21 protein-coding genes are annotated in these 22,769 nt (G+C 62.0%); 17 read left to right on the forward strand and 4 right to left on the reverse strand.

What is annotated here, in order from left to right; genetic code table 11:
- Nucleotides 1–83: 83 nt before the first annotated feature.
- The 9 genes from tldD (at nucleotide 84) to AC07OD_RS11120 (ending at nucleotide 9,017) form a co-directional block, all read left to right on the forward strand.
- Nucleotides 84–1,568 (forward strand): metalloprotease TldD, encoded by a 1,485-nt coding sequence (gene tldD / locus AC07OD_RS11080; RefSeq protein ID WP_494596640.1) that lies wholly within the window; start codon nucleotides 84–86, stop codon nucleotides 1,566–1,568.
- Between the two features lie 30 nt (nucleotides 1,569–1,598).
- The gene (locus tag AC07OD_RS11085) at nucleotides 1,599–2,894 is read left to right on the forward strand and encodes a sialate O-acetylesterase (RefSeq protein ID WP_494596642.1); all 1,296 of its coding nucleotides are present in this window, start codon (nucleotides 1,599–1,601) and stop codon (nucleotides 2,892–2,894) included.
- 78 nt (nucleotides 2,895–2,972) lie between these two features.
- Complete coding sequence (locus AC07OD_RS11090) at nucleotides 2,973–4,802, forward strand: carbamoyltransferase family protein (protein ID WP_494596730.1); 1,830 nt, start codon at nucleotides 2,973–2,975, stop codon at nucleotides 4,800–4,802.
- Between the two features lie 38 nt (nucleotides 4,803–4,840).
- Nucleotides 4,841–5,233 carry an SxtJ family membrane protein gene (locus AC07OD_RS11095; RefSeq protein WP_492253844.1) on the forward strand — a complete coding sequence of 131 codons (393 nt, stop codon included), beginning with the start codon at nucleotides 4,841–4,843 and terminating at the stop codon, nucleotides 5,231–5,233.
- On the forward strand, nucleotides 5,233–5,385 hold the full coding sequence (locus tag AC07OD_RS11100; RefSeq protein WP_218296070.1) for a DUF5989 family protein: 153 nt from the start codon (nucleotides 5,233–5,235) through the stop codon (nucleotides 5,383–5,385). Before AC07OD_RS11095 ends, AC07OD_RS11100 begins: the two co-directional genes overlap by 1 nt.
- A gap of 3 nt (nucleotides 5,386–5,388) precedes the next feature.
- Entirely contained in the window at nucleotides 5,389–6,537 is a 1,149-nt protein-coding gene (locus AC07OD_RS11105; protein ID WP_492253843.1) for an SGNH/GDSL hydrolase family protein, read from the forward strand.
- 113 nt (nucleotides 6,538–6,650) lie between these two features.
- Nucleotides 6,651–7,187, forward strand: a complete 537-nt coding sequence (locus tag AC07OD_RS11110; RefSeq protein WP_218339694.1) for a hypothetical protein — start codon at nucleotides 6,651–6,653, stop codon at nucleotides 7,185–7,187.
- Between the two features lie 280 nt (nucleotides 7,188–7,467).
- Nucleotides 7,468–8,589: a 3-deoxy-7-phosphoheptulonate synthase gene (locus AC07OD_RS11115; RefSeq protein ID WP_218296067.1), complete on the forward strand. Its 1,122-nt coding sequence runs from the start codon at nucleotides 7,468–7,470 to the stop codon at nucleotides 8,587–8,589.
- Between the two features lie 116 nt (nucleotides 8,590–8,705).
- On the forward strand, nucleotides 8,706–9,017 hold the full coding sequence (locus tag AC07OD_RS11120) for a hypothetical protein (RefSeq protein WP_218296066.1): 312 nt from the start codon (nucleotides 8,706–8,708) through the stop codon (nucleotides 9,015–9,017).
- Between the two features lie 50 nt (nucleotides 9,018–9,067).
- On the opposite strand, the gene mpl is transcribed toward AC07OD_RS11120, so the two are convergent.
- Nucleotides 9,068–10,492, reverse strand: a complete 1,425-nt coding sequence (mpl, locus tag AC07OD_RS11125; RefSeq protein WP_494596646.1) for a UDP-N-acetylmuramate:L-alanyl-gamma-D-glutamyl-meso-diaminopimelate ligase — start codon at nucleotides 10,490–10,492, stop codon at nucleotides 9,068–9,070.
- Nucleotides 10,493–10,673: 181 nt separating this feature from the next.
- Between mpl and AC07OD_RS11130 the strand changes: the two genes are divergently transcribed.
- The 7 genes from AC07OD_RS11130 to AC07OD_RS11160 all read left to right on the forward strand — a co-directional run bounded on the left by AC07OD_RS11130 (nucleotide 10,674) and on the right by AC07OD_RS11160 (nucleotide 17,233).
- Nucleotides 10,674–11,273 carry a hypothetical protein gene (locus AC07OD_RS11130; RefSeq protein WP_218296064.1) on the forward strand — a complete coding sequence of 200 codons (600 nt, stop codon included), beginning with the start codon at nucleotides 10,674–10,676 and terminating at the stop codon, nucleotides 11,271–11,273.
- Nucleotides 11,270–11,854 (forward strand): TlpA family protein disulfide reductase, encoded by a 585-nt coding sequence (locus AC07OD_RS11135; protein ID WP_492253841.1) that lies wholly within the window; start codon nucleotides 11,270–11,272, stop codon nucleotides 11,852–11,854. The genes AC07OD_RS11130 and AC07OD_RS11135 overlap by 4 nt, the downstream gene beginning before the upstream one ends.
- Before the next feature lie 150 nt (nucleotides 11,855–12,004).
- Nucleotides 12,005–12,460, forward strand: a complete 456-nt coding sequence (accB, locus tag AC07OD_RS11140) for an acetyl-CoA carboxylase biotin carboxyl carrier protein (protein WP_494596649.1) — start codon at nucleotides 12,005–12,007, stop codon at nucleotides 12,458–12,460.
- A gap of 7 nt (nucleotides 12,461–12,467) precedes the next feature.
- Nucleotides 12,468–13,817 (forward strand): acetyl-CoA carboxylase biotin carboxylase subunit, encoded by a 1,350-nt coding sequence (gene accC / locus AC07OD_RS11145; RefSeq protein WP_218296061.1) that lies wholly within the window; start codon nucleotides 12,468–12,470, stop codon nucleotides 13,815–13,817.
- A 79-nt stretch (nucleotides 13,818–13,896) separates the two neighbouring features.
- Nucleotides 13,897–14,811, forward strand: coding sequence for a 50S ribosomal protein L11 methyltransferase (gene prmA, locus AC07OD_RS11150; RefSeq protein WP_218296060.1), 915 nt, complete (start codon nucleotides 13,897–13,899; stop codon nucleotides 14,809–14,811).
- A gap of 55 nt (nucleotides 14,812–14,866) precedes the next feature.
- Complete coding sequence (locus AC07OD_RS11155) at nucleotides 14,867–16,306, forward strand: zinc-ribbon and DUF3426 domain-containing protein (protein ID WP_494596651.1); 1,440 nt, start codon at nucleotides 14,867–14,869, stop codon at nucleotides 16,304–16,306.
- A 30-nt stretch (nucleotides 16,307–16,336) separates the two neighbouring features.
- Nucleotides 16,337–17,233, forward strand: coding sequence for a carbohydrate kinase family protein (locus AC07OD_RS11160; protein ID WP_218296058.1), 897 nt, complete (start codon nucleotides 16,337–16,339; stop codon nucleotides 17,231–17,233).
- 141 nt (nucleotides 17,234–17,374) lie between these two features.
- Here the strand turns inward: AC07OD_RS11160 and AC07OD_RS11165 are convergent, their stop codons facing one another.
- The 3 genes from AC07OD_RS11165 to AC07OD_RS11175 form a co-directional block, all read right to left on the reverse strand.
- Nucleotides 17,375–17,959: a histone gene (locus AC07OD_RS11165; protein WP_218296057.1), complete on the reverse strand. Its 585-nt coding sequence runs from the start codon at nucleotides 17,957–17,959 to the stop codon at nucleotides 17,375–17,377.
- A 183-nt stretch (nucleotides 17,960–18,142) separates the two neighbouring features.
- Nucleotides 18,143–19,339 carry a ribonucleotide-diphosphate reductase subunit beta gene (locus AC07OD_RS11170; protein WP_494596654.1) on the reverse strand — a complete coding sequence of 399 codons (1,197 nt, stop codon included), beginning with the start codon at nucleotides 19,337–19,339 and terminating at the stop codon, nucleotides 18,143–18,145.
- Between the two features lie 134 nt (nucleotides 19,340–19,473).
- Nucleotides 19,474–22,416 (reverse strand): ribonucleoside-diphosphate reductase subunit alpha, encoded by a 2,943-nt coding sequence (locus AC07OD_RS11175; RefSeq protein ID WP_218296055.1) that lies wholly within the window; start codon nucleotides 22,414–22,416, stop codon nucleotides 19,474–19,476.
- A 174-nt stretch (nucleotides 22,417–22,590) separates the two neighbouring features.
- Between AC07OD_RS11175 and AC07OD_RS11180 the strand changes: the two genes are divergently transcribed.
- Nucleotides 22,591–22,764, forward strand: a complete 174-nt coding sequence (locus tag AC07OD_RS11180) for a hypothetical protein (protein WP_492244562.1) — start codon at nucleotides 22,591–22,593, stop codon at nucleotides 22,762–22,764.
- Nucleotides 22,765–22,769 lie beyond the last annotated feature (5 nt).

Here is a 22,769-nt window from a genome sequence, read left to right on the forward strand (position 1 = left end):
GCATCGGGGCGGCCGCGTGATGCGGCATAGGGACATACCGCCTCGTGCCCTGCCGGGCATGGCCGCGCGCCTAAAATGCCCCGATGACTTCCCGCTCCACCACTGCCGCGCCCCAGCGCGCGGCCACCAGCCAGCGCATCGACGTCGCTCGCGAACTGCTGCTGACCCCCTTCGGGCTCGATGAGAGCCATCTCGCACGGGCATTGGCCGAGATCCGCACCCACCAGGTGGACGATGCGGACCTGTACTTCCAGTACACGCGCAGCGAGGGCTGGAGCCTGGAAGAGGGCATCGTCAAGACGGGCTCCTTCAGCATCGACCAGGGGGTGGGGGTGCGGGCGGTCAGCGGGGAAAAGACGGCGTTTGCCTACTCGGACGACATCTCGCAGGCTTCCTTGATGGATGCGGCCCGCACGGTGCGATCCATTTCGTCTGCAGCGCAGGCGGGGAAAGCGCGGGTAGCTACTAAAAAGATAGCTGCTGGCCGCAGCCTGTACCCCGGCGTGGACCCGATCGCCTCCCTGGACAGCACCGCCAAGGTGGCGCTGCTCGAGAAGCTGGAACAGCGCGCGCGCGCGAAGGACCCGCGCGTGGCGCAGGTGATGGCGGGCCTGGCCAGCGAGTACGACGTGGTGCTGGTGGCCCGGGCCGACGGTACGCTGGCGGCCGATGTGCGCCCCCTGGTGCGCCTGTCGGTGACGGTGATCGCCGAGCAGAACGGCCGCCGCGAGATGGGGTCCGCCGGCGGCGGTGGCCGCTTCGGCCTGGCCTACTTCGACGACAAGCAGATGGGCCGCTACGTGGACGAAGCGGTCCATGCCGCGCTGGTGAACCTGGAGTCCCGCCCCGCGCCTGCTGGCGAAATGACCGTGGTGCTGGGCCCTGGCTGGCCTGGCATCCTGCTGCACGAGGCCATCGGCCATGGGCTGGAAGGCGACTTCAACCGCAAGGGCTCCAGCGCATTCAGCGGGCGGATCGGCCAGCGCGTGGCGGCCAAGGGCGTCACGGTGCTGGACGACGGCACCATCGCCGACCGCCGCGGCTCGCTCAACGTGGACGACGAAGGCCACGCCAGCCAGCGCAACGTGCTCATCGAGGACGGCATCCTCAAGGGCTACATCCAGGATTCCCTCAACGCACGCCTGATGGGCGTGGCGCCCACCGGCAACGGACGGCGCGAGAGCTACGCCCACATCCCCATGCCGCGCATGACCAACACCTACATGCTGGGCGGCGACAAGGATCCCCAGGAGATCGTGGCCAGCATCAAGAAAGGCCTGTTCGCGAGCAACTTCGGCGGCGGCCAGGTGGACATCACTTCGGGCAAGTTCGTGTTCTCCGCCAGCGAGGCCTACTGGGTCGAGAACGGCAAGATCCTCTACCCCGTGAAGGGCGCCACCATCATCGGCAGCGGCCCCGAGTCGCTCAAGAAGGTGACCATGATCGGCAACGACATGCGCCTGGACAGCGGCGTGGGCACCTGCGGCAAGGAAGGCCAGAGCGTACCCGTGGGCGTCGGCCAGCCTACCTTGCGCATCGAGGGGCTGACGGTGGGCGGCACGGCCTGACTGACGCAGTATTCCTGGTAGCCACGGCTCATGCATGCGCAATTTAGTGGTTTGCTTGCGGTTGGAGTAGCCTTGCCTGATCGGTCAATATCGGCATCCGGCCGCGTTGCATTTTTAAAAGAAGGCATGAAACCCGGGGGGGCGAATAGTAGCAAGGCTGCTGATTTCCTGAGGCGCCTGGCTTGCCTTTTTGGGCTGCTCCTTCCCGCTATGTCTGCGCATGCTCAAACATGCATGACGCAGACTGCCAATCCGTCCGCGCCACCCAGGCAGCTATATGTCGTTGCTGGACAGTCGAATGCTGTTGGATTGGCGTCTGTCAAGGACATTGATTCCAGGGGGGAAAGGTATGCCCAAGAGAATACTACTTATTCCAATGTAAGTATTTATGGAATTTATGGTGCGCCTCCTGGGGTGGCAGGGAATGACGACGCTGTGCGATCCCGGGCGATCAATTGGAGTTACTTTGCCAGATGGAGAGTCGCAGGCCCAGGCTTTGGGTATAAAAATCTGGCTGGCAATTCTCAATTATTCCCATTTGGTACAAAATCCACGGACTTTTTTGGCCCGGAATTGTATCTTGCTCATTTCTTAAACAACAAGCCACCACGCGATCATTATATTGCCAAATTGGCGATTTCAAATACATCGTTGAACTACACTGCATCTGCTGATAGCTGGATGCCCGGAGGTCGCTTGTATCATGAATTGCTGGCAGTGATTGCAGATGCTTATAATTCCAAACGGGCAAATGTGCGGCTCAGGGTGGGAGGGCTCTTTTTCATGCAAGGCGAAACTGATGCTTTAAATGAGGTATGGGCGAAAAATTATAAAAATAATCTAAAAAACTTTATTACAAGAATAAGGCGGGATGTGAGTGATATGGGATGTTCCGATGAAATGGAATTTCCTGTGATTATTGGTAGAATCCAAGACAATCCTGCCTGGACATATAGAAAATACGTGAGATCCGCTCAGATGGATGTGGCGCGGAGCTTGCCGCAAGTGGGCATTGTGGACACGGACGATTTCGCGGAGCATCTTGTGGCCGGAGGGGTCCACTTCAATGAGTATGGTCAATTTCACCTGGGTGCAAGAGCGTACCAGGCGCTTGTGGGCAGGGCTGCGATAGGAAACCTTCAGAGCGTGGTGTGGAAAAAAGTGAAATCCAAACGGCAGAACTCGACTCCCATCACGGAAGCGCTCGAGAGAGTGCCTTGCTGCAAGCCTGGTGATTTGATCGACAGGCAGCTTCAGAAGTACTTCCCCTGGACATACGGATATGGCGGGGCATGCCGAGGCTACGCATGCGCCCCGGTGTATTGAAAGGCCATGTGTAAAATGCGCACATTATTTATGTTTGCGGCACTTGTTCTGGTATTTTGATATAAAGGCTTGTACGTTGTGAATATATTGGGTATATCATCATACTACCATGATAGTGCCGCCGCGCTGTTGCAGTCGGGTCGGATAATTGCTGCGGCGCAAGAAGAACGGTTCACGCGGCAAAAGCATGATGCGCAGTTTCCCAGGCATGCTATTGAATATTGCCTGCAAGAAGCAGGGGTGCGCTCGCATGATCTGGATTCCATCGTATTCTACGATAAGCCTATTTTAAAATTCGAGCGCTTGCTGGATACGTATCTAAGCTATGCACCCCGTGGATTTCAATCATTTGTCACTGCGGTGCCGATATGGTTGAAAGAAAAGCTGTATTTAAAGAAAACTCTCAAGAGGGAGCTTGCCGGCCTGCTGTCGTGCAAGGAATCCGACCTGCCGCCGATCCTGTTTGCAGAGCATCATGAATCGCATGCGGCTTCTGCGTTTTATCCGAGTCCGTACAAGAAGGCTGCGGTATTGTGCCTGGATGGGGTCGGTGAGTGGGCAACGACGTCCGCCTGGCTGGGGGATGGTCCAGAATTGACTCCCTTGTGGCAGATCAATTTCCCGCATTCCCTGGGATTGCTGTATTCTGCGTTCACCTATTACCTTGGGTTCAAGGTGAATTCTGGAGAATACAAGCTGATGGGTTTGGCGCCATACGGCAAGCCAACGTATGTCGATCTGATTTTTGATAACCTGATCGATGTCAAGGAAGATGGGTCATTCCGCCTGAATCTGGAGTATTTTGATTACTGCACGGGCCTGCAGATGACCAATCGGAAATTCTCCGATTTGTTTGGTGGCCCGCCCCGTGGTGCCGAAACAGCCCCGACCCAGCGCGACATGGATATAGCTGCGTCCATACAGGTGGTGACGGAAGAGGTTGTACTGAAGTTGGCGAGGCAGCTGCAGAAAGAAACCGCCGCGGAGTACTTGTGCATGGCGGGGGGCGTGGCGCTGAATTGTGTTGCGAATGGGCGGCTGCTGCGGGAAGGCATTTTCAAGGACATTTGGATTCAGCCAGCCGCAGGGGATGCCGGCGGAGCGCTGGGTGCCGCTTATGCCGCCTTCCACAAATTCAGAAAAGAAGAACGGAAGTATTTCAACGGAGTGGATCAGATGCAGGGGTCTCTATTGGGGCCCAAGTTCGCGCAGCTGGATATTGTTGAAAAACTGGATGCTCTGGGGGCAAGCTACACGGTCTTGGATCAAACGGGCCTGTACGAGACGGTTGCAGGCTTGCTCGCAGATGAAAAGGTGGTGGGTTGGTTCCAGAACAGGATGGAATTTGGACCAAGGGCGCTGGGCGCCAGATCCATATTGGCGGACCCCCGTTCGACGGCGATGCAATCGCAACTGAATCTGAAGATAAAATTCCGCGAATCATTTCGCCCGTTTGCACCTGCCGTCAAAGAGGAAAATGTAGAAAAATATTTTGATCTTGACCGGCCCAGCCCCTACATGTTGCTTGTTGCACAGGTGAATGAAGATATTCAACGAAAACCCGATCAATCCCTGCAAGGCCTGGCGCAGCTGCATCAGGTGCGTTCGGATATTCCTGCGGTAACCCATGTGGATTATTCCGCGCGGGTCCAGACGGTGAGCAGGACTAGCAATCCAGAGTTTTACCAGCTTCTGAGCGCTTTTGAGCGCCAGACGGGGTGCTCGGTTCTGGTGAATACCTCTTTCAACGTCCGGGGCGAGCCCATCGTGTGCACGCCGGAGGACGCCTATCGCTGTTTTATGGGAACAGACATGGATTATCTCGTATTGGGCAATGTACTGCTGTCCAAGGATGCGCAGAACAATGCGTTGGTAGGTCAGCGCAAGGGTGCGCTCGCCCTGGATTGAGTATTCTTCATATGATGAAACCAGCTCTGGAAAAAAGCATGAATGAGCGCAAGCAGGAGCTGCGCAAATTCGGCTATGTCATGGGGGGCTTCGTTGCCCTGATTTTCGGCTTGCTGCTTCCCTGGTTGTGGTCGGCCAGATGGCCCCACTGGCCCTGGATCGTTGCGGGCATATTTTTCCTGGTAGCTACTGTTTTTCCTGTTGCGCTGAGCCTGGTTTATAAATACTGGATGCGCGTCGGCGACGTGCTGGGTTGGATCAACACCCGAATCATCCTGGGCATTGTTTATATTTTAGTATTTTTTCCGCTAGGTTTTTTGATGCGTCTCCTTGGCAAGGATACGCTGCAGAAGAAGTGGAATGGCGATTTGCAGACATATCGAATTAACAAGATGCCCCGAAAACCTGAACACATGGAGCGCCAATTCTGATGCTGGAACTTATCAAGGAGCTTATTTTATTTTTCCGCGAGCACAAGAGGTATGTGTTGATTCCCGTGCTGGCGGTCCTGTTGCTGCTGGGGGCTCTGCTCGTGTTCGGTCAAGGATCGGTAATAGCTCCGTTTATTTATACTTTATTTTGAACGATGAAGAAATTTCTATATTTCTTCCTTCCTTCATTTCTGCTGTGCTCGCTGGTGGCTGTCGGATACTGGGCAGGAGGGTATGTCGCGGCGGGAAAATTCGAGCGAACCATTCGCTGGGTGGAACAAGGTGAAACCTTGGCGGGCGTGTTGTCTGCCACCAAGCTGACAGACGAGCAACGCAACAACTATCGCAATGCCTATAGCGACCCGTCTGTCGATACCGGCAAGATCAGCTGGTCGGTTCCTAATCAGCCCACGCCTTTTGTAGGGACGGCCCCGACACCGGGGCAGCACCACAATGCCCATATCAACTCCTGGCAGATGCGGAGCCAGCAGGAGCTGGTGAATCCGAAGCCCAATGGGTCCTATCGCATTTTCCTGACGGGGGGGTCAACCGCTTTTGGTTCTGGTTCTCCGAGCCAGGAACAGACTATTGGCAGTATTCTTGGTGATCTTCTCAATGCGAATGCAACGGAGAAGGACAAGGCCCGCTTCGAGGTTTTCACGTTCGCGAACCCCGCATGGTCTTCTACCCATGAGCGCATTGCCATTGAGAACTATCTTTCCGAGCTTCAACCAGATCTGGTCATCTCCCTCTCGGGAAATAACGATGTTTTCTGGGCTGATGCGGGGCGAAATGTGTTGTGGTTCAGCGCATTCGCCGATGACTACTACCGGTCTCTGGTGAACATCGCCCTGAAGGTGGCTGGAAGGCAGGAGTTGCCCGAGTTGGTCAATGCGCGTCCGGCCGCTCAGCCGGTGTCGCCGCAAATCGTAGCCCGCCGGATTGAAAAGAATGCACGCTTGGGTGCGTATGCACTGCAGGAAAGTAAAGTGGATTGGGTATTTTTCCTGCAGCCCACTCTTTCCGTGACGAAGAAGGATCTGACCCAGCGTGAAAGAGACTTCATTTCGGCTTCGAAAGATTATTACATTGACTGCTATAAGGCCATGTCTTCAAATCTCTCGAACCTGAAATTGGATAATTTCACTTTTGTGGATTTGTCCGGCATCTTCGACCGGTACTCGGCGAAGGATGACATGTTCCTGGATCAGTTTCATTTTGGAGACAAGGGCAATGCCGTGATCGCCAAAGCTATTTTTTCTGAAGTGTCCAAAAAGTTGAGTGCGGTGCGGCGGGCGCCATAGCCTCCGCCGGATCGCGTTTTCGCGGCATGGGGCAGGGCTGTTTGTTCTGAGGCCAGAGTGGTGGGCTTCTTGCGAGATTCAATCAAACGACCCGGCTCGCGCACAATACGTCCATGACTTCCACGCGTTTTGGCTCGCAGTATTCGGGCCAGTCGTTCGGTGACCTCAGCCGCTTCTTGCGGGAGGGGGTGGCTGACGAGGAGTCGCGGGAGCTGCGCGAAAGTCTCGGGCTGATGTCGCAACTCATTGACGAGGCCGTCAGGGCCCGGCGGGGAGGCGCTGACCCCCAGGCGATCCTTTCGTGTGTGGCCACGCTGGTTCGGGCGCTGCGCGAACACCAATTGCTTCTTACCGGCCTGGGATCGGCCTGGCACGCACTGTATGAGTTTGGCGCCTATCAGCGTGCGTTGCGGGAATTGCGGAACGCCATTGCAGCCTGGCAGCAGATGTTGGAGCGCCGCAGTGCCAAAGAAGGCGCCAGCTTCGATCACTTCGAACTCCTGGCCTGGCGCACGCTGGGCGAGGCGCTTTTGCTCATCGATATGTATGAACACCAAAGCGATCCCCTCAGTGATCTGCCAGACGCGCCACGGCGCAAGCCGTCCGCCTTGCAGCGCGCACGCGAATGGCTTCGCGGCTGGGGGCGGTAAACCAGAAGCTTGGCCGCGGCCATGCTGCTGGCTTGTAGTGAATTCACAACATTTCAAACTTGCTGCACTGCCGCACTCCTGTGCTACATTGGTCGCCATGCAAGTTCGCAGCGCGTTTTATTTTTGGTTTTTTATCTCGGTCCCCGGCGGATGAGAGGAAAACGCGCAAGCTGACACAACCTTCCCATACCAACCGCCGACGCTGCAAAGCCCGGCGGTTTTTGTTTTTCCGCCCTCCCGTTTTTCCATCCACTTCAACCGACTCCACGAGGAAGCAACCATGACGGCCCCTACCACCCCCACCAGCGATGCCTGGTACCGCAGCGTCGAGAAAACCAGCCAGACCGACGACGAACGTATCAAGGACATCACCGTGTTGCCTCCTCCAGAGCACCTGATCCGCTTTTTCCCGATCCGCGGCACGCCGGTCGAGACGCTGATCACCCAGACCCGCAAGAACATCCACAACATCATGGCGGGCAAGGACGACCGCCTGCTGGTCGTCATCGGGCCGTGTTCCATCCACGATCCGGCCGCTGCCCTGGAATATGCACGCCGCCTGATGGCCGTGCGCGCGCAGTACGCCGACACCCTGGAAATCGTGATGCGCGTGTACTTCGAGAAGCCGCGCACCACGGTGGGGTGGAAGGGCCTCATCAACGATCCCTACCTCGATGAGACCTACCGCATCGACGAAGGGCTGCGTATCGCGCGGCAGTTGCTGATCGACATCAACCGACTGGGCATGCCGGCGGGCAGCGAGTTCCTGGACGTGATCTCGCCCCAGTACATCGGCGATCTCATCAGCTGGGGCGCGATCGGTGCCCGCACCACCGAGAGCCAGGTGCACCGCGAACTGGCGTCCGGCATCTCGGCGCCCATTGGCTTCAAGAACGGCACGGACGGCAACATCCGCATCGCCACCGATGCCATCCAGTCGGCCAGCCGGGGCCACCACTTCCTGTCGGTGCACAAGAACGGCCAGGTGGCCATCGTCAACACCAAGGGCAACAAGGACTGCCATGTGATCCTGCGGGGCGGCAAGGCTCCCAACTATGACGCCGCCAGTGTGGCCGCTGCCTGCAAGGACCTCGAGGCCGCCAAGCTGCCCGCCACGCTGATGGTGGACTGCAGCCATGCCAACAGCAGCAAGCAGCATGAAAAGCAGCTGGACGTGGCGCGCGACATCGCGGCGCAGCTCGCCGGCGGATCGCGCAGCGTGTTCGGTCTCATGATCGAAAGCCATCTCATCGCCGGTGCCCAGAAGTTCTCGCCCGGCAAGGACCAGCCCGGCGCGCTGGAGTACGGCAAGAGCATCACGGACGCCTGCCTGGGGTGGGATGACTCGCTGGTGTCGCTCGCCGAGCTGTCCGACGCGGTCAAGGCGCGCCGCGCGCGTTGACGGCGGACGGGCCGATGGTCCGCGCCGCAGGCGGGAGGCCCTAAACTGCAAGCCTGTGGCGGCCCGTGCGATGACGCACGGGAAGCACCACGGCTTCAGAAGAAAGGCAAACCATCATGCACAGCGAAGTGTCGGTCCATCTGGCCGGAAACCAGGAATTCCGTTTCGATCTGGAGGGCGCCGAGCCCATGGGCCATGAGGCCGGAAGGCGCTGGCTCGACGACCAGTTCACCGCGCTCGATTGCGAACCCCTGCGCGCCAGCGGCAAGGTGCTGCTGGCCGACAAGGTGCTTACCGTCGCACGCGCGGCAGGGGCCTCGCTCCTGGCCGATCCGGCATGGTCACGCGACTTTGCGCGGGCCGCCAGCGCCGCCCTGGCCAAGCCGGTGGTGCGCGTGGACGTGCCGGGCATGGCCGTGTCGTTCTGACCCTTTTGAATAAAACAGGGTCCTAGCGCTTGTCATACAAGCGCAGGCAGCTATTTATTTTGTAGCGAATCCAGCAGCTTCGCATGGATTCCGCCAAATCCGCCGTTGCTCATGCACACGATGTGGTCACCCGGGCGGGCTGCCGCGGTGACTTGCTGCACCAGGGTGGCGATGTCGCCGGCAGTCTGTGCCCGCAGGCCCGGGCCCACGCCCAGGGGGGCGAGGGCTTCGGCTGCATCCCAGTCCAGCCCGGCCGTGTGGCAGAACGCGAGATCGGCGGGTTCCAGCGCCCACGGCAACTGCGCCTTCATCGCGCCCAGCTTCATGGTGTTGCTGCGGGGCTCGAATACCGCGAGGATGCGCACGCCGTGGCCCAGGCTGCGGCGCAGGCCGTCCAGGGTGGTTCTCAGGGCGGTGGGGTGGTGCGCGAAGTCGTCATACACGGCAATCCCGTGCACGGTCCCGCGCAGCTCCATGCGCCGCTTCACATTCTGGAAGGCCGCCAGTGCCGTGGCCGCCTGCTGGGGGCTGACGCCCACATGGTGCGCGGCGGCAATGGCCGCCAGCGCGTTGAGCTGGTTGTGCACGCCGGTCAGCGCCCATTCCACCCGGGCCACCTTGCGCCCCTGGTGCAGCACATCAAACGCCTGGGGATCGCCCTCGGCCGAAAAGTCGCTGACGGCCTCCCCAAAGCTGGCCACCTCGCTCCAGCAACCCGTGTGCAGCACGCGGGCGAGGCTTTCCTCGAGGCCGTTGACGACCACCCGGCCCGACGGGGGCACGGTGCGCACGAGGTGGTGGAACTGCCGCTCGATGGCTGCCAGGTCGTCAAAGATGTCCGCGTGGTCGAACTCCAGGTTGTTCAGCACGGCGGTGCGGGGCCGGTAGTGCACGAATTTACTGCGCTTGTCGAAGAACGCGGTGTCGTATTCGTCCGCCTCGATCACGAACAGCGGCGCCGCACCGAGTGGCGAGGGCGCGGGCACCGGGCGCCGGGGTGCGCCCAGCCGGGCCGACAACCCGAAATTGAGGGGTACGCCGCCAATCAGAAAACCCGGCTGCTGGCCCGCGCTTTCCAGGATCCAGGCCAGCATCGAGGTCGTCGTCGTCTTGCCATGGGTGCCCGCGACCGCGAGCACGTGGCGGCCTTGCAGCACCTGTTCGGCCAGCCACTGGGGGCCGCTGGTGTAGGGCAGGCCGGCGTCCAGGATGGCTTCCATCAGGGGAAACTTGGGCGATCCATCGGGCTGCCGAACCCGGCTGACCACGTTGCCGACCACAAACACATCGGGCTGCAGGTCAAGCTGGTCGGCCCCGAACCCTTCGATCAGGTCGATGCCCAGCGCGCGGAGCTGGTCGCTCATCGGCGGATAGACCCCCGCATCGCAGCCCGTCACCTTGTGGCCCGCCTCGCGTGCGAGTGCGGCGAGGCCTCCCATGAACGTGCCGCAAATGCCCAGTATGTGTATATGCATGGGCGCAGATTCTAAGGTTCAACAGAAAACGGGGCTCCAGCGCTTGGCTGGCAAGCGCAAGAAGCTATGAAAAATATAGTAAATGCGGGTGTGGCCGGAGTGGAGACTAGGGTCAACCCGTAGTCCTGGTGGGCGGTTCGGGCCACAATGCGGTTTCGTTCCTTGCCGCCTTCCCACTGCCATGCACACACCTTTGAGCGACGAAATCGCCCACACCACGGCCCGGCTGGTGGTGGAGGAAGGGCTTGAATGGGGCCCGGCCAAGCGCCGGGCGCTGCGCCAGATGGGGCTGCCCGCCCGCACCCCCCTGCCGGACAACGACCAGGTCGAGGCCGCGGTGCGGGAGTACATCCAGCTTTTCTGTGCCGACACCCAGCCGCGCGAGTTGCGGGCGCTGCGCCAGCTCGCCCTGGTGTGGATGGAGCGCATGGCGGCCTTCCGCCCCCATCTGGCAGGCGCGGTCTGGCATGGAACGGCCACGCGGTTGTCCGATATTTATCTGCAATTGTTCTGCGATGACCCGAAATCGGCAGAAATAGCCCTGATCGACCACCACGTCGACTATGAACCGCGCACGGTGACCGGTTTCCATGGCGAGTCGGTCGAAGCATTGAGCCTGGGCAGCAAATCCCCCGAACTCAATGAGATGATCGGGGTGCACCTGCTGATCTATGACCTTGACGACCTGCGCGGCGCCTTGCGCCCGGACGCGAAGGGACGTGTGCCGCGGGGCGACATGACTGCCGTACGGCGCCTGCTCCAGGAAACCCCAGCCCCATGACGACACCTTCTTCCGATCACCCTGCCTCTGCGGCCCCCGTCTCTGGCACTGCGCCCGTAGCCTCCCGCAGGCGCCTGCTCTATGCGGGCGTGGCGGGCGCCGCCGCGCTGGGCGGCGCGGGCCTGGCCTGGTGGAAATTCCAGCCCCACGCGATGGAGCAGGGGGCCGAGCAAGCGCTCTGGACCATGGAATTCGAAAAACCGGAAGGCGGCTCGGTGGCGCTCAAGTCGCTGGCCGGCAAACCCTTGTTGCTGAACTTCTGGGCGACGTGGTGCCCGCCTTGCGTAGAGGAGCTTCCCATGCTCAATGCCTTCTACCGCGAACATGGAGCGAACGGATGGCAAGTTCTTGGATTGGCCATCGACCAGCCGTCCGCCGTGCGCAAATTCCTGCAGCGCATCCCGCTGGAATTCCCTGTGGGGCTGGCCGGCCTGGGCGGCACGGACCTGGGCAGATCGCTGGGCAATCTCACGGGAGGTTTGCCGTTCACCGTGGTCCTGGGCGGCAGCGGCCGTGTCCTGCACCGTAAAATGGGGCAGATCACCCCGCAGGACCTGCAGCGCTGGGCTGCCTTGCGCTGACCCCTCGCACCGGCCGTCTGGCGGTTCCGCTGGGATATCCGGCGGTTATTGGCATGATGTAGTTCATGAAAAATACCCGTGGAAGACGGTGATAGGCCGAAATTGGAGTAAATTCGCGCCCTATTCAGTTTTATAGCCGTTGGAGCTCCCATGGATCTGCGAAAACTCAAAACCCTCATCGATCTCGTGTCCGAGTCGAACGTATCCGAACTCGAAATCACGGAGGCCGAGGGCAAAGTCCGCATCGTCAAGAGCGTGGGGGGCGTGGTTCAGCAGTATGTGCCCGCCCCGGTGCAGGCGCCTGCCGCCTCCGCACCCGCCGCCGCGCAGGTGGCCGAGCTGCCTGCGCCTTCCGCACCCGCAGCCCCTGCGGGCCACATCGTCAAGTCGCCCATGGTCGGTACGTTCTACCGCTCCTCCAGCCCCGGCGCGAAGGCTTTTGTCGAAGTGGGCAGCCAGGTCAAGGAAGGCGAGACCATCTGCATCATCGAGGCGATGAAGATCCTCAACGAGATCGAGGCCGACAAGTCGGGCACGGTCACCCGCATCCTGGGCGAAAACGGCCAGGCCGTGGAATACGGACAGCCGCTGTTCGTGATCGAATAAGGCGCTCATGTTCAAGAAGATTCTTGTTGCCAATCGCGGCGAAATCGCGCTGCGCATCCAGCGCGCCTGCCATGAGCTGGGCGTGAAGGCGGTGATGGTCTACTCCGAGGCCGACCGCGACGCCAAGTACGTCAAGCTGGCGGAAGAAGCGGTGTGCATCGGCCCCGCCCCGTCCCCGCTGTCCTACCTCAACATGCCCGCCATCATCTCGGCCGCCGAGGTGACCGATGCCGAGGCCATCCACCCCGGCTACGGCTTCCTGTCCGAGAACGCGGACTTCGCCGAGCGCGTGGAAAAGAGCGGGTTCCAGTTCATCGGCCCCACGCCCGAGTCCATCCGCATCATGGGCGACAAGGTCTCGGCCAAGCAGGCCATGATCCGCGCGGGCGTGCCCTGCGTGCCCGGCTCCGAGGGCGAGTTGCCCGATGACCCGGTGCAGATCCGCCGCATTGCCAAGGCCGTGGGCTACCCCGTGATCATCAAGGCCGCCGGCGGCGGCGGTGGCCGCGGCATGCGCGTGGTGCACACCGAGGCCGCCCTGGTCAATGCCGTGCAGATGACCAAGGCCGAAGCGGGCGCCGCCTTCGGCAATCCTGCGGTGTACATGGAGAAGTTCCTCCAGAACCCGCGCCACATCGAGATCCAGATCCTGGCCGACAAGCACCGCAACGCGGTCTACCTGGGCGAGCGCGATTGCTCCATGCAGCGCCGCCACCAGAAGGTCATCGAAGAGGCGCCGGCACCCGGCATCCCCCGCAAGCTGATCGAAAAGATCGGTGAGCGCTGCGTGGCGGCCTGCAAGAAGATCGGCTACCGCGGCGCGGGCACGTTCGAGTTCCTGTACGAGAACGGCGAGTTCTACTTCATCGAGATGAACACGCGCGTGCAGGTCGAGCACCCCGTGACCGAGTGGATCACCGGCGTGGACATCGTGAAGACGCAGATCATGGTGGCGGCCGGCGAGAAGCTGCCGTTCACCCAGCGCCAGATCGAGATCCGGGGCCATGCCATCGAGTGCCGGATCAATGCGGAAGACCCCTACAAGTTCATCCCCTCGCCCGGGCGCATCACCACCTGGCACCCACCGGGCGGCCCCGGCGTGCGCGTGGATTCACATGCGTACACCAACTACTTCGTGCCGCCCAACTACGACTCGATGATCGGCAAGATCATCGTGCACGGCGACACGCGCGAGCAGGCCCTGGCCCGCATGCGCACGGCGCTGAACGAGACCGTGATCGAAGGCATCAACACCAACGTGCCGCTGCACCGCGAGCTGATGGTGGACGCCAAGTTCATGGCTGGCGGCACCAACATCCACTATCTGGAAGAGTGGCTGTCGCAGCACAAGCGCTGAGATTGCGGCTGCGCACGGTCATTCGCATGCTGGCTCCTGGCGACGGGTGCCAGCATTTCATTTTTTCTGAGAGGCGCCTATGTTTGAGCTGAGCCTGATGTGCCCCGAGGACCGGATCGAAGCGGTCAGCGATGCCCTGGATGCACTGGATGCACTGAGCGTGTCGGTGGAGGATGCCGATGCGCAGACCGATGCCGAACAGGCCCTGTTCGGCGAGCCTGGCATGCCGCCGCCCAAGGATGGCTGGCAGCGCAGCCGGGTGACGGCGCTCTTCCCCTCCGAAGGGGCTGCGCGCGATGCGCAGCAGCTGCTGGCCGTGCAGGACTTCTTTGCCGGCTGCCAGGTCCTGGGTGTGTCCCAGGTGGCCGACCAGGACTGGGTGCGCCTGACGCAATCGCAGTTCGCACCCGTGGACATCACCCCGGACTTCTGGATCGTTCCCACCTGGCATGAACTGCCGGCGCAGGCGAAGCGCAGCATCCGGCTGGACCCGGGCCTGGCCTTCGGCACCGGCACCCATCCCACGACACGCATGTGCCTGCGCTGGATTGCCCGCAACGGTGCCACCGAGTCGTCCATGGGCAATCCGCTGGGCCGGGTTCTGGACTATGGCTGCGGCTCCGGCATCCTGGCGATTGGCGCGGCGAAGTTTGGCGCCACGGACATTGATGCGGTGGATATCGATCCTGCCGCCGTGGAATCCACGGCGCTGAACGCGCAAGCCAATGAGGTGCAGCTGCATGCCGGCCTGCCCGACAAGGCCCGGGGCGCATACCAGACCGTGCTGGCGAACATACTTGCCACCCCCTTGCGGGTGCTCGCGCCCCTCCTGTGCGGGCATGTGATGCCGGGCGGGCACCTGGTGCTGGCGGGCATCCTGGAGCGCCAGGCCGATGAGCTGAAAGAAGCCTATGCACCCTGGATTCGGCTCGAGGTGGCCGACCTGGAGGACGGCTGGATCCTGATGACCGCACGGCGCGACGAGGCGGCGTAGGCAGAGCCACACGCCCGGCGGGGTTGCGTGCGCCGCTATCTACAATCCATCGCTGATGAGCCAGATCACTCGCTGCCCGTCCTGTCTTACCTCCTTCAAGGTGGTGGCAGACCAATTGCGCATCTCCGAAGGATGGGTGCGCTGCGGCCAATGCAAAGAGGTTTTCGATGCGTCGGCGCATCTGCTGCCAGCGGCCCCTCCCGCGCTTTTGCCGGATGTGTCCTTGACCGACGTGCGTCCGCCGCCGGTGCCCGTGGCGCGCAGGGCGGATGCCGAGCGCGCATGGGGCGAGCCTTTCTCTCCACCGCCTGCTTCACCGTCTCCGGCGGTGTCGCCGGCAAGCGGGCCCGCGCAGGCCGCGCTTCCGCAATTGCCCGCGACCCCTGTCCTGGATGTCCCTCAGCCGGCGGTGCCTGCCTTTCTTGCCGCGGCAAGCGGGGACGTGGCTGACGGCGAGGACGCCCGCATGGCGCGCCTGACGCGATTTGCGTGGCGTCCGGAAGATTCTTCGTCGCCTGGCAGTCCCGATGGCGCGGCACCGGCTCCGGTGCCGCCTTCCTCCCCCGTGGTCTCGGATCCCTTGCCCGCCGCACGGCCGGATGTGGCCGTTGAGTCCGTGCCGGGCGGGTATGAATTGCCGTACGCCGCGTTGCGAGACCCCGAGGAGGAGCCTGAACCGGTTTCGCCAGCGGCCCTGACCGACATGGGCTATCCAGCGCTCGAGTTGCCTGTGAAACCGGCGGCCGCCTCCGCGCCGGAGGAGGACGGTGGCGTCGAGGTGGCACCCGCCGCGCCGGACGGCGCCGCAGAGCCCCTGCCGCCAGTGGAGTTTGTGCGGGAGTCCGTGGTGCCCGGGCCGGAGGCCTTGGCGCTCGTGGAGGACCGTTCTCCCGCAGCCGTCTTGCTGGCGCCCTCGCGCAATTCGCCCCGGGACGCGCCAGACCTGGATGACGACGAGGACGAGGGAGTGGATGCCGGGCAGGAGGTCAGCTTTGTCGTCGCGGCGCGGCGAAAGGCGTTCTGGCGCAAGCCGATGGTGCGCGTGGGGCTTGCCCTCGTGCTGTTGTTGTCGGTCGCGGCGCTCGCGCTGCAGGTCGCCATTCAGGAGCGTGACCGCGTGGCGGCGATGGATCCGCGCACAAGGCCATGGTTGATGGCGTTGTGCGTTCCGTTGCAATGCCAGATTGCGCCGCAACGCCAGATTGCGGATGTGGTCATCGACAGCTCCTCCTTCAACAAGGCCCGGGGTGACAGCTATCAGCTGGCCCTGGCCATGAAGAGCAAGGCCTCGATACCCCTGGCCATGCCCGCCGTGGAGCTGACCCTGACGGACGCGCAGGACCAGCCCGTTCTCCGGCGTGTCCTGCTGCCGGCCGATCTGGGAGCTCCGATGGAGTTGCCGGCGCGCGGTGAATGGAGCGCCTCGGTGTCGGTGATCGTGACCACTGGCGGGGCGCGTGTGGCCGGCTATCGGCTGCTGGCGTTCTATCCCTGATACTGATTTCTACCAACCTACTTTTCTGATATGGCTGCCCTTATTTGCGGTTCCCTGGCATTCGACACCATCATGACCTTCGAGGGCCGCTTCGCCGAGCAGATACTGCCGGACCAGCTGCACATCCTGAATGTCTCTTTCCTGGTGCCTTCGTTGCGCCGTGATTTCGGGGGGTGCGCGGGCAACATCGCGTACAGCCTCAAGCTGCTGGGCGGCGAACCATTGCCCATGGCGACATTGGGAAGCGACGGCGCGGACTACTTGCAGCGGCTGCGAACGCTGGGCATCAGCACCGAATTTGTGCGGCAAGTGGACGACAGCTTCACGGCCCAGGCCATGATCATGAACGACCGTGACAACAACCAGATCACGGCTTTCCATCCCGGGGCGATGCAGCAGGCGCACATCACGCGCGTTGCCGCGCGCGGAGACATCCGCCTTGGCATCGTCGCACCCGACGGGCGCGAGGCGATGCTGCAGCATGCAGAGCAATTCAAGGCGGCGGATATTCCCTTTGTGTTCGATCCTGGCCAGGGCCTGCCCATGTTCGACGGCAAGGAGCTTGCGCATTTCGTGGATCTTGCCAGCTGGGTGGTGGTCAACGACTACGAGGGGAAAATGCTCTCGCAGCGCACGGGCTGGAGCCTGGCCGACATCTCCCGGCGCGTGCGCGGGCTGGTCGTGACCCTGGCTGCGGAAGGCTGCGAAGTCTGGATTGACGGCGAGCGCGAGCATGTGCCGGCCGCGAAGCCGGCCGCCGTGGTCGAGCCCACGGGTTGTGGCGATGCCTGGCGTGGCGCGCTGTTGTTCGGCCTGGAAAAGGGCTGGCCGTTGGCCCGCTGCGCCGAATTGGGCAACCGGGTCGGGGCCCTCAAGATTGCGCAGCGCGGCCCGCAGAACTACACGCTGGATTTCACTCCCGCGTGAGGGTTGAGGGTGCGGTGCCTGCGGGGCAGGCGGGTGGGGGCGGCTTCGGTTCGAGGTGCCGCTTTGCCCGAAGCGCGTGTCTCGGCGGGCATAAAAAAACCCGGTGCAACGGCACCGGGTTGAGCGCGTAATACGTGCTGATTACGGCTTGTTGCCCGTAGGGAAGGGCCAGGCTGCCTGAGGGTTCAGGGTAGTCTGTGCTGCAGGAGCGGCCGCAGGGGCAGGCGCCTTGGGGGCCTTCTTGGCCGGTGCAGCTTTCTTCGCGGGGGCGGCCTTGGCGGGTGCAGCCTTCTTTGCTGCTGCTGCCTTCTTGGCGGGAGCGGCCTTCTTGGCTGGTGCTGCTGCCTTCTTGGCAGGCGCAGCCTTCTTTGCTGCTACTGCCTTCTTGGCGGGAGCGGCCTTCTTGGCTGGTGCTGCTGCCTTCTTGGCAGGTGCAGCCTTCTTCGCTGCTACTGCCTTCTTGGCGGGAGCGGCCTTCTTGGCTGGTGCTGCTGCCTTCTTGGCGGGCGCAGCCTTCTTCGCTGCTACTGCCTTCTTGGCGGGAGCGGCCTTCTTGGCTGGCGCTGCTGCCTTCTTGGCAGGTGCAGCCTTCTTCGCTGCTACTGCCTTCTTGGCGGGAGCGGCCTTCTTGGCCGGTGCAGCCTTCTTTGCCGCTACGGGCTTTGCCGATGCGGCCTTTTTCGCTGGGGCTGCCTTCTTGGCGGCCGTTTTTTTCGCAGTTGCCATCATGTTCTCCTTGGGTCAATTTGCAAAGAGCACTTCGTGTCTGCAGTGGACACGAAGCGATCCATGGCGATGGAGAAAACCCCCATCGCCATGAACACGGGAACGCCCCGCACGGCAACGCTCTGCGGCGCTGTCTGTGTGGGGCGTGGTGTAAAAATCCATGGTGGTGTGATGCGAAAGGCGCTAGTCCCAGGACAGCGCACCACCGGACTGGTATTCAATAACCCGGGTCTCGAAGAAGTTGCGTTCCTTCTTGAGGTCAATCATCTCGCTCATCCACGGGAACGGGTTCTCTTCGTTGGGGAACAGCGTTTCCAGTCCGATCTGCGTGGCACGGCGATTGGCGATGTAGCGCAGGTAGCCCTTGAACATGGACGCGTTCATGCCCAGCACGCCGCGGGGCATGGTGTCTTCGGCGTAGCGGTATTCCAGCTCGACCGCCTTGAGGAACAGCGCCTTGATCTCGGCCTTGAATTCGGCGGTCCAGAGGTGCGGGTTCTCGAGCTTGAGCTGGTTGATCAGGTCGATGCCGAAGTTGCAGTGCATCGACTCGTCGCGCAGGATGTACTGGTATTGCTCGGCAGCGCCGGTCATCTTGTTTTGCCGGCCCAGCGCCAGGATCTGCGTGAAGCCGACATAGAAGAACAGGCCTTCCATCAGGCAGGCGAAAACGATCAGCGACTTGAGCAGCGTCTGGTCGTTTTCGGGGGTGCCGGTGCGGAAGTTGGGGTCCATGATCGCTTCGATGAAAGGGATCAGGAACTGGTCCTTGTCACGGATCGACTGGACTTCGTTGTAGGCGTTGAAGATCTCGGACTCGTCCAGTCCGAGCGACTCCACGATGTACTGGTAGGCGTGCGTGTGGATGGCTTCTTCAAAGGCCTGGCGCAGCAGGAACTGGCGGCACTCGGGCGCCGTGATGTGGCGGTAGGTGCCCAGCACGATGTTGTTGGCGGCCAGCGAGTCGGCGGTCACGAAGAAGCCGAGATTGCGCTTGATGATGCGGCGCTCGTCATCGGTCAGGCCGTTCGGGTCCTTCCACAACGCGATGTCGCGCGTCATGTTCACTTCCTGCGGCATCCAGTGGTTGGCGCAGGTGGCGAGGTACTTTTCCCACGCCCACTTGTACTTGAACGGGACCAGCTGGTTGACGTCGGTCTGGCCGTTGATGATGCGCTTGTCGGCGGCATTGACGCGCCGATGCACTACAGTGGACTCCGCCACTTGCGGGCCGGCCGCGGCCGTTGCGGTCGCAGCAACGGGGTGCAGCGAGGGGGACTGAAAAGACAGAGGCGGTTGCCCCGCCGGGCGGTTGTTTTGCAGACCGCCGTCCAGTTGATTTTGCGATGAGGGCTTGACTTCTTCGTCCCAGGTCAACATAGATTTTCCAGTGTTCGGATTATGAAAGCAGTGCTGCGAAAAGAAAAGCACTGAAGCGTTGTGTGGCAACGATTTGTTGCTTCACAGCACATGCGCAACGCCTCGGATGTGTCGAGGCGTTGCGCGCGAAGTCCTTATTGGCAGGCTTCGCAGGTTGGATCGTCGATTGCGCAGAACTTGATGTCCGTGGCGGGCAGCGCGGCGGCCTGCGCGGCGGCCGCTGCCGCGGCGGCTTCCAGCGCGCTGGGCTTGGCCTGCGGGGACGCGGAGGCCTGTGGCGCACCGCCGTCGTTGCCGGACGAAACCGCGTTGAGCTGGCGCGTGTTCACGGTGCTCATCTCGACGTGCGTGGCGCTCTGCGTGCGCAGGTAGTAGGTGGTCTTCAGACCGCGCACCCAGGCCAGCTTGTAGGTGTCGTCAAGCTTCTTGCCCGATGCGCCAGCCATGTAGATGTTCAGGCTCTGCGCCTGGTCGATCCATTTCTGGCGGCGCGATGCGGCCTCCACCAGCCAGTGGGGCTCCACCTCGAAGGCGGTCGAATACAGCGCCTTGATGTCTGGCGGCACGCGATCGATGGGGTGCAGGGAGCCCTTGAAATGCTTGAGATCCATGATCATCACGTCATCCCACAGTCCCAGGCGCTTGAGGTCGCGCACCAGGCCGCCGTTGATGACGGTGAATTCGCCCGACAGGTTGGACTTCACGGACAGGTTGCCGAACGAGGGCTCGATCGATGCATCCACGCCGATGATGTTGGAGATGGTCGCGGTGGGCGCGATGGCCACGCAATTCGAGTTGCGCATGCCGTCCTGTGCGATCTTCTTGCGCAGGGCGTCCCAGTCCAGGGTGGAAGAGCGGTCCACTTCCACATACCCGCCCCGGGCATCCGACAGCATGTCCAGCGTGTCGAACGGGAGGATGCCGCGGTCCCACAGCGAGCCCTTGTAGCTGGAGTACTGGCCGCGTTCCCGTGCCAGTTCGGTGGAGGCCCAGTAGGCGTAGTAGCAGATGGCTTCCATCGACTTGTCGGCGAACTCCACGGCCTCTTGCGACGCGTAGGGAATGCGCAGCTCATACAGGCTGTCCTGGAACGCCATCACCCCCAGGCCCACCGGGCGATGGCGCAGGTTGGAGTCGCGCGCCTTCTTGACGGCGTAGTAGTTGATGTCGATCACGTTGTCGAGCATGCGCATGGCGACCTTGATGGTCCTCTTGAGCTTGTCATGGTCGATCTGGCCGTCCTTCAGATGCTGCAGCAGGTTGACCGAGCCGAGGTTGCACACGGCGGTCTCGGTGTCGCTGGTGTTCAGCGTGATCTCGGTGCACAGGTTGGACGAGTGCACCACGCCGGCGTGCTGCTGGGGCGAGCGCACGTTGCAGGCGTCCTTGAATGTGATCCAGGGGTGGCCGGTCTCGAACAGCATGGTCAGCATCTTGCGCCACATGTCGGTGGCCTGCACCGTCTTGGAAGGCTTGATCTCGCCGCGCGCGGCCTTTTCCTCGTAGGCCACGTAGGCTTTCTCGAAGTCGGCGCCGAAGAGGTCGTGCAGGTCGGGCACGTTGGAAGGGGAGAACAGGGTCCAGGTGCCCTTTTCCATCACGCGGCGCATGAACAGGTCGGGAATCCAGTTCGCCGTGTTCATGTCGTGCGTGCGGCGGCGGTCGTCGCCCGTGTTCTTGCGCAGCTCCAGGAATTCTTCGATGTCGAGGTGCCAGGATTCCAGGTAGGTGCAGACAGCGCCCTTGCGCTTGCCGCCCTGGTTCACGGCCACGGCCGTGTCGTTGACGACCTTGAGGAAAGGCACCACGCCTTGCGATTCGCCGTTGGTGCCCTTGATGTGGCTGCCCAGCGCGCGCACCCGGGTCCAGTCGTTGCCCAGGCCGCCCGCGAACTTGGACAGCAGGGCGTTTTCCTTGATCGACTCGTAGATGCCGTCCAGGTCGTCGGGCACCGTGGTCAAGTAGCACGAAGACAGCTGCGAGCGCAGCGTGCCGCTGTTGAACAGCGTGGGCGTGCTGGACATGAAGTCGAACGACGAGAGCACTTCATAGAACTCGATGGCGCGGGCTTCGCGGTCGACTTCGTTGAGGGCTAGGCCCATGGCCACGCGCATGAAGAAAGCCTGGGGCAACTCGATGCGCGTCTTTTTGACGTGCAGGAAGTAACGGTCGTACAGGGTCTGCAGTCCGAGGTAGTCGAACTTCAGGTCGCGGTCCGCCTGCAGGGCGGCGCCCAGGCGCTGCAGGTCATATTGCAACAGGCGCTCGTCCAGCAGCTCGTTTTCCACGCCCTTCTTGATGAATTCGGGGAAGTAGTCGATATAGGCTTGTCCCATCGCGCTCTGGGTCACCTCGCGGCCCAGGACTTCGCGCACGATCGTGTGCAGCAGCAGGCGGGCGGTGGCGTAGGTGTAGTCGGGGTCTTTTTCGATGAGCGTGCGGGCCGCCAGGATGGAGGCCTTGTAGACCTCGTCCATGGGAACGCCGTCGTACAGGTTGCGCATGGTTTCGGCAACGATGGGGTCTGCGCTGACGTCCGCGCCAAGATTCACGCAGGCCGACTCGATCAATGCCTGCAGCCGGTGGAGGTCGAGGGCAACGCGTTCTCCGCCGTCCAGCACGTGGAGCAGCGGAGCGGGGGCGGACGGAGCCTGCTGCTCGACCTGGCGTGCACGCTCCTGGGTGCGGCGCTCGCGGTACAGCACGTAGGCGCGGGCAATCTCATGGTGGCCGCCACGCATCAGTCCGAGTTCCACCTGGTCCTGCACATCTTCAATATGAAAGGTGCCGCCTCCGGGGCGCGACCGCACCAGGGCGCGGGTGACATTCTGGGTCAGGGTGTCCACGACTTCGCGCACGCTGGCGGACGCGGCGCCTTGTGTGCCATGCACCGCCAGGAAGGCCTTCATCATCGCCACCGCGATCTTTTGCGGCTCAAACGGCACCACCGCCCCGTTGCGGCGGATGATCTGGTAGTGCGCCAGCGAGTTGGCCGCCGACGTTGGCGCGGGCTGCGAAGCCGGAGCTTGCGCTGGGTTGGCGTGGGTGGTGGAAGGCGTAGTCAAAGCAGCTTGCATGGGTGTCCTCTTCTGTGGGCTGTCTGGGATGTGTGGCGCGGGGCGTGAAGCCATCGCAAGGTGTGAGTGATGGGCCGGACTTCTGTCTGCCGCACACTATATATGGTGTGTCAGGTGCATTCAAGACACTACCGGTAGTGTACCGCCCCAAACCCCTGGGAAAAGGGAAACAGCATGTTTTCAATGCTGCGAGTTCTTGCGATGACCCCGCTGGAATCCCTTGTCCCACCGAAAAAGCAGCAGCGAATCCGCGCCGCGGCGGGCGATACGGGCGGTTTTTCTTCGCGAGGCCGCGTGGAGCTTGGCGATGCGGCTTTGTGCGGTTGCACAAAGAAAAAGTTGCTGTGACGCGG

It is taken from the genome of Acidovorax sp. GW821-FHT10E03 (assembly GCF_059415205.1).

Bases quoted from the DNA above. Each gene is read 5' to 3' on its own strand.
- tldD (WP_494596640.1), top strand. From the start codon at position 84: ATGACTTCCCGCTCCACCACTGCCGCGCCCCAGCGCGCGGCCACCAGC.
- AC07OD_RS11085 (WP_494596642.1), top strand. From the start codon at position 1,599: ATGCATGCGCAATTTAGTGGTTTGCTTGCGGTTGGAGTAGCCTTGCCT.
- AC07OD_RS11095 (WP_492253844.1), top strand. From the start codon at position 4,841: ATGAATGAGCGCAAGCAGGAGCTGCGCAAATTCGGCTATGTCATGGGG.
- AC07OD_RS11100 (WP_218296070.1), top strand. From the start codon at position 5,233: ATGCTGGAACTTATCAAGGAGCTTATTTTATTTTTCCGCGAGCACAAG.
- AC07OD_RS11105 (WP_492253843.1), top strand. From the start codon at position 5,389: ATGAAGAAATTTCTATATTTCTTCCTTCCTTCATTTCTGCTGTGCTCG.
- AC07OD_RS11110 (WP_218339694.1), top strand. From the start codon at position 6,651: ATGACTTCCACGCGTTTTGGCTCGCAGTATTCGGGCCAGTCGTTCGGT.
- AC07OD_RS11115 (WP_218296067.1), top strand. From the start codon at position 7,468: ATGACGGCCCCTACCACCCCCACCAGCGATGCCTGGTACCGCAGCGTC.
- AC07OD_RS11120 (WP_218296066.1), top strand. From the start codon at position 8,706: ATGCACAGCGAAGTGTCGGTCCATCTGGCCGGAAACCAGGAATTCCGT.
- mpl (WP_494596646.1), bottom strand. From the start codon at position 10,492: ATGCATATACACATACTGGGCATTTGCGGCACGTTCATGGGAGGCCTC.
- AC07OD_RS11130 (WP_218296064.1), top strand. From the start codon at position 10,674: ATGCACACACCTTTGAGCGACGAAATCGCCCACACCACGGCCCGGCTG.
- AC07OD_RS11135 (WP_492253841.1), top strand. From the start codon at position 11,270: ATGACGACACCTTCTTCCGATCACCCTGCCTCTGCGGCCCCCGTCTCT.
- accB (WP_494596649.1), top strand. From the start codon at position 12,005: ATGGATCTGCGAAAACTCAAAACCCTCATCGATCTCGTGTCCGAGTCG.
- accC (WP_218296061.1), top strand. From the start codon at position 12,468: ATGTTCAAGAAGATTCTTGTTGCCAATCGCGGCGAAATCGCGCTGCGC.
- prmA (WP_218296060.1), top strand. From the start codon at position 13,897: ATGTTTGAGCTGAGCCTGATGTGCCCCGAGGACCGGATCGAAGCGGTC.
- AC07OD_RS11155 (WP_494596651.1), top strand. From the start codon at position 14,867: ATGAGCCAGATCACTCGCTGCCCGTCCTGTCTTACCTCCTTCAAGGTG.
- AC07OD_RS11160 (WP_218296058.1), top strand. From the start codon at position 16,337: ATGGCTGCCCTTATTTGCGGTTCCCTGGCATTCGACACCATCATGACC.
- AC07OD_RS11165 (WP_218296057.1), bottom strand. From the start codon at position 17,959: ATGGCAACTGCGAAAAAAACGGCCGCCAAGAAGGCAGCCCCAGCGAAA.
- AC07OD_RS11170 (WP_494596654.1), bottom strand. From the start codon at position 19,339: ATGTTGACCTGGGACGAAGAAGTCAAGCCCTCATCGCAAAATCAACTG.
- AC07OD_RS11175 (WP_218296055.1), bottom strand. From the start codon at position 22,416: ATGCAAGCTGCTTTGACTACGCCTTCCACCACCCACGCCAACCCAGCG.
- AC07OD_RS11180 (WP_492244562.1), top strand. From the start codon at position 22,591: ATGTTTTCAATGCTGCGAGTTCTTGCGATGACCCCGCTGGAATCCCTT.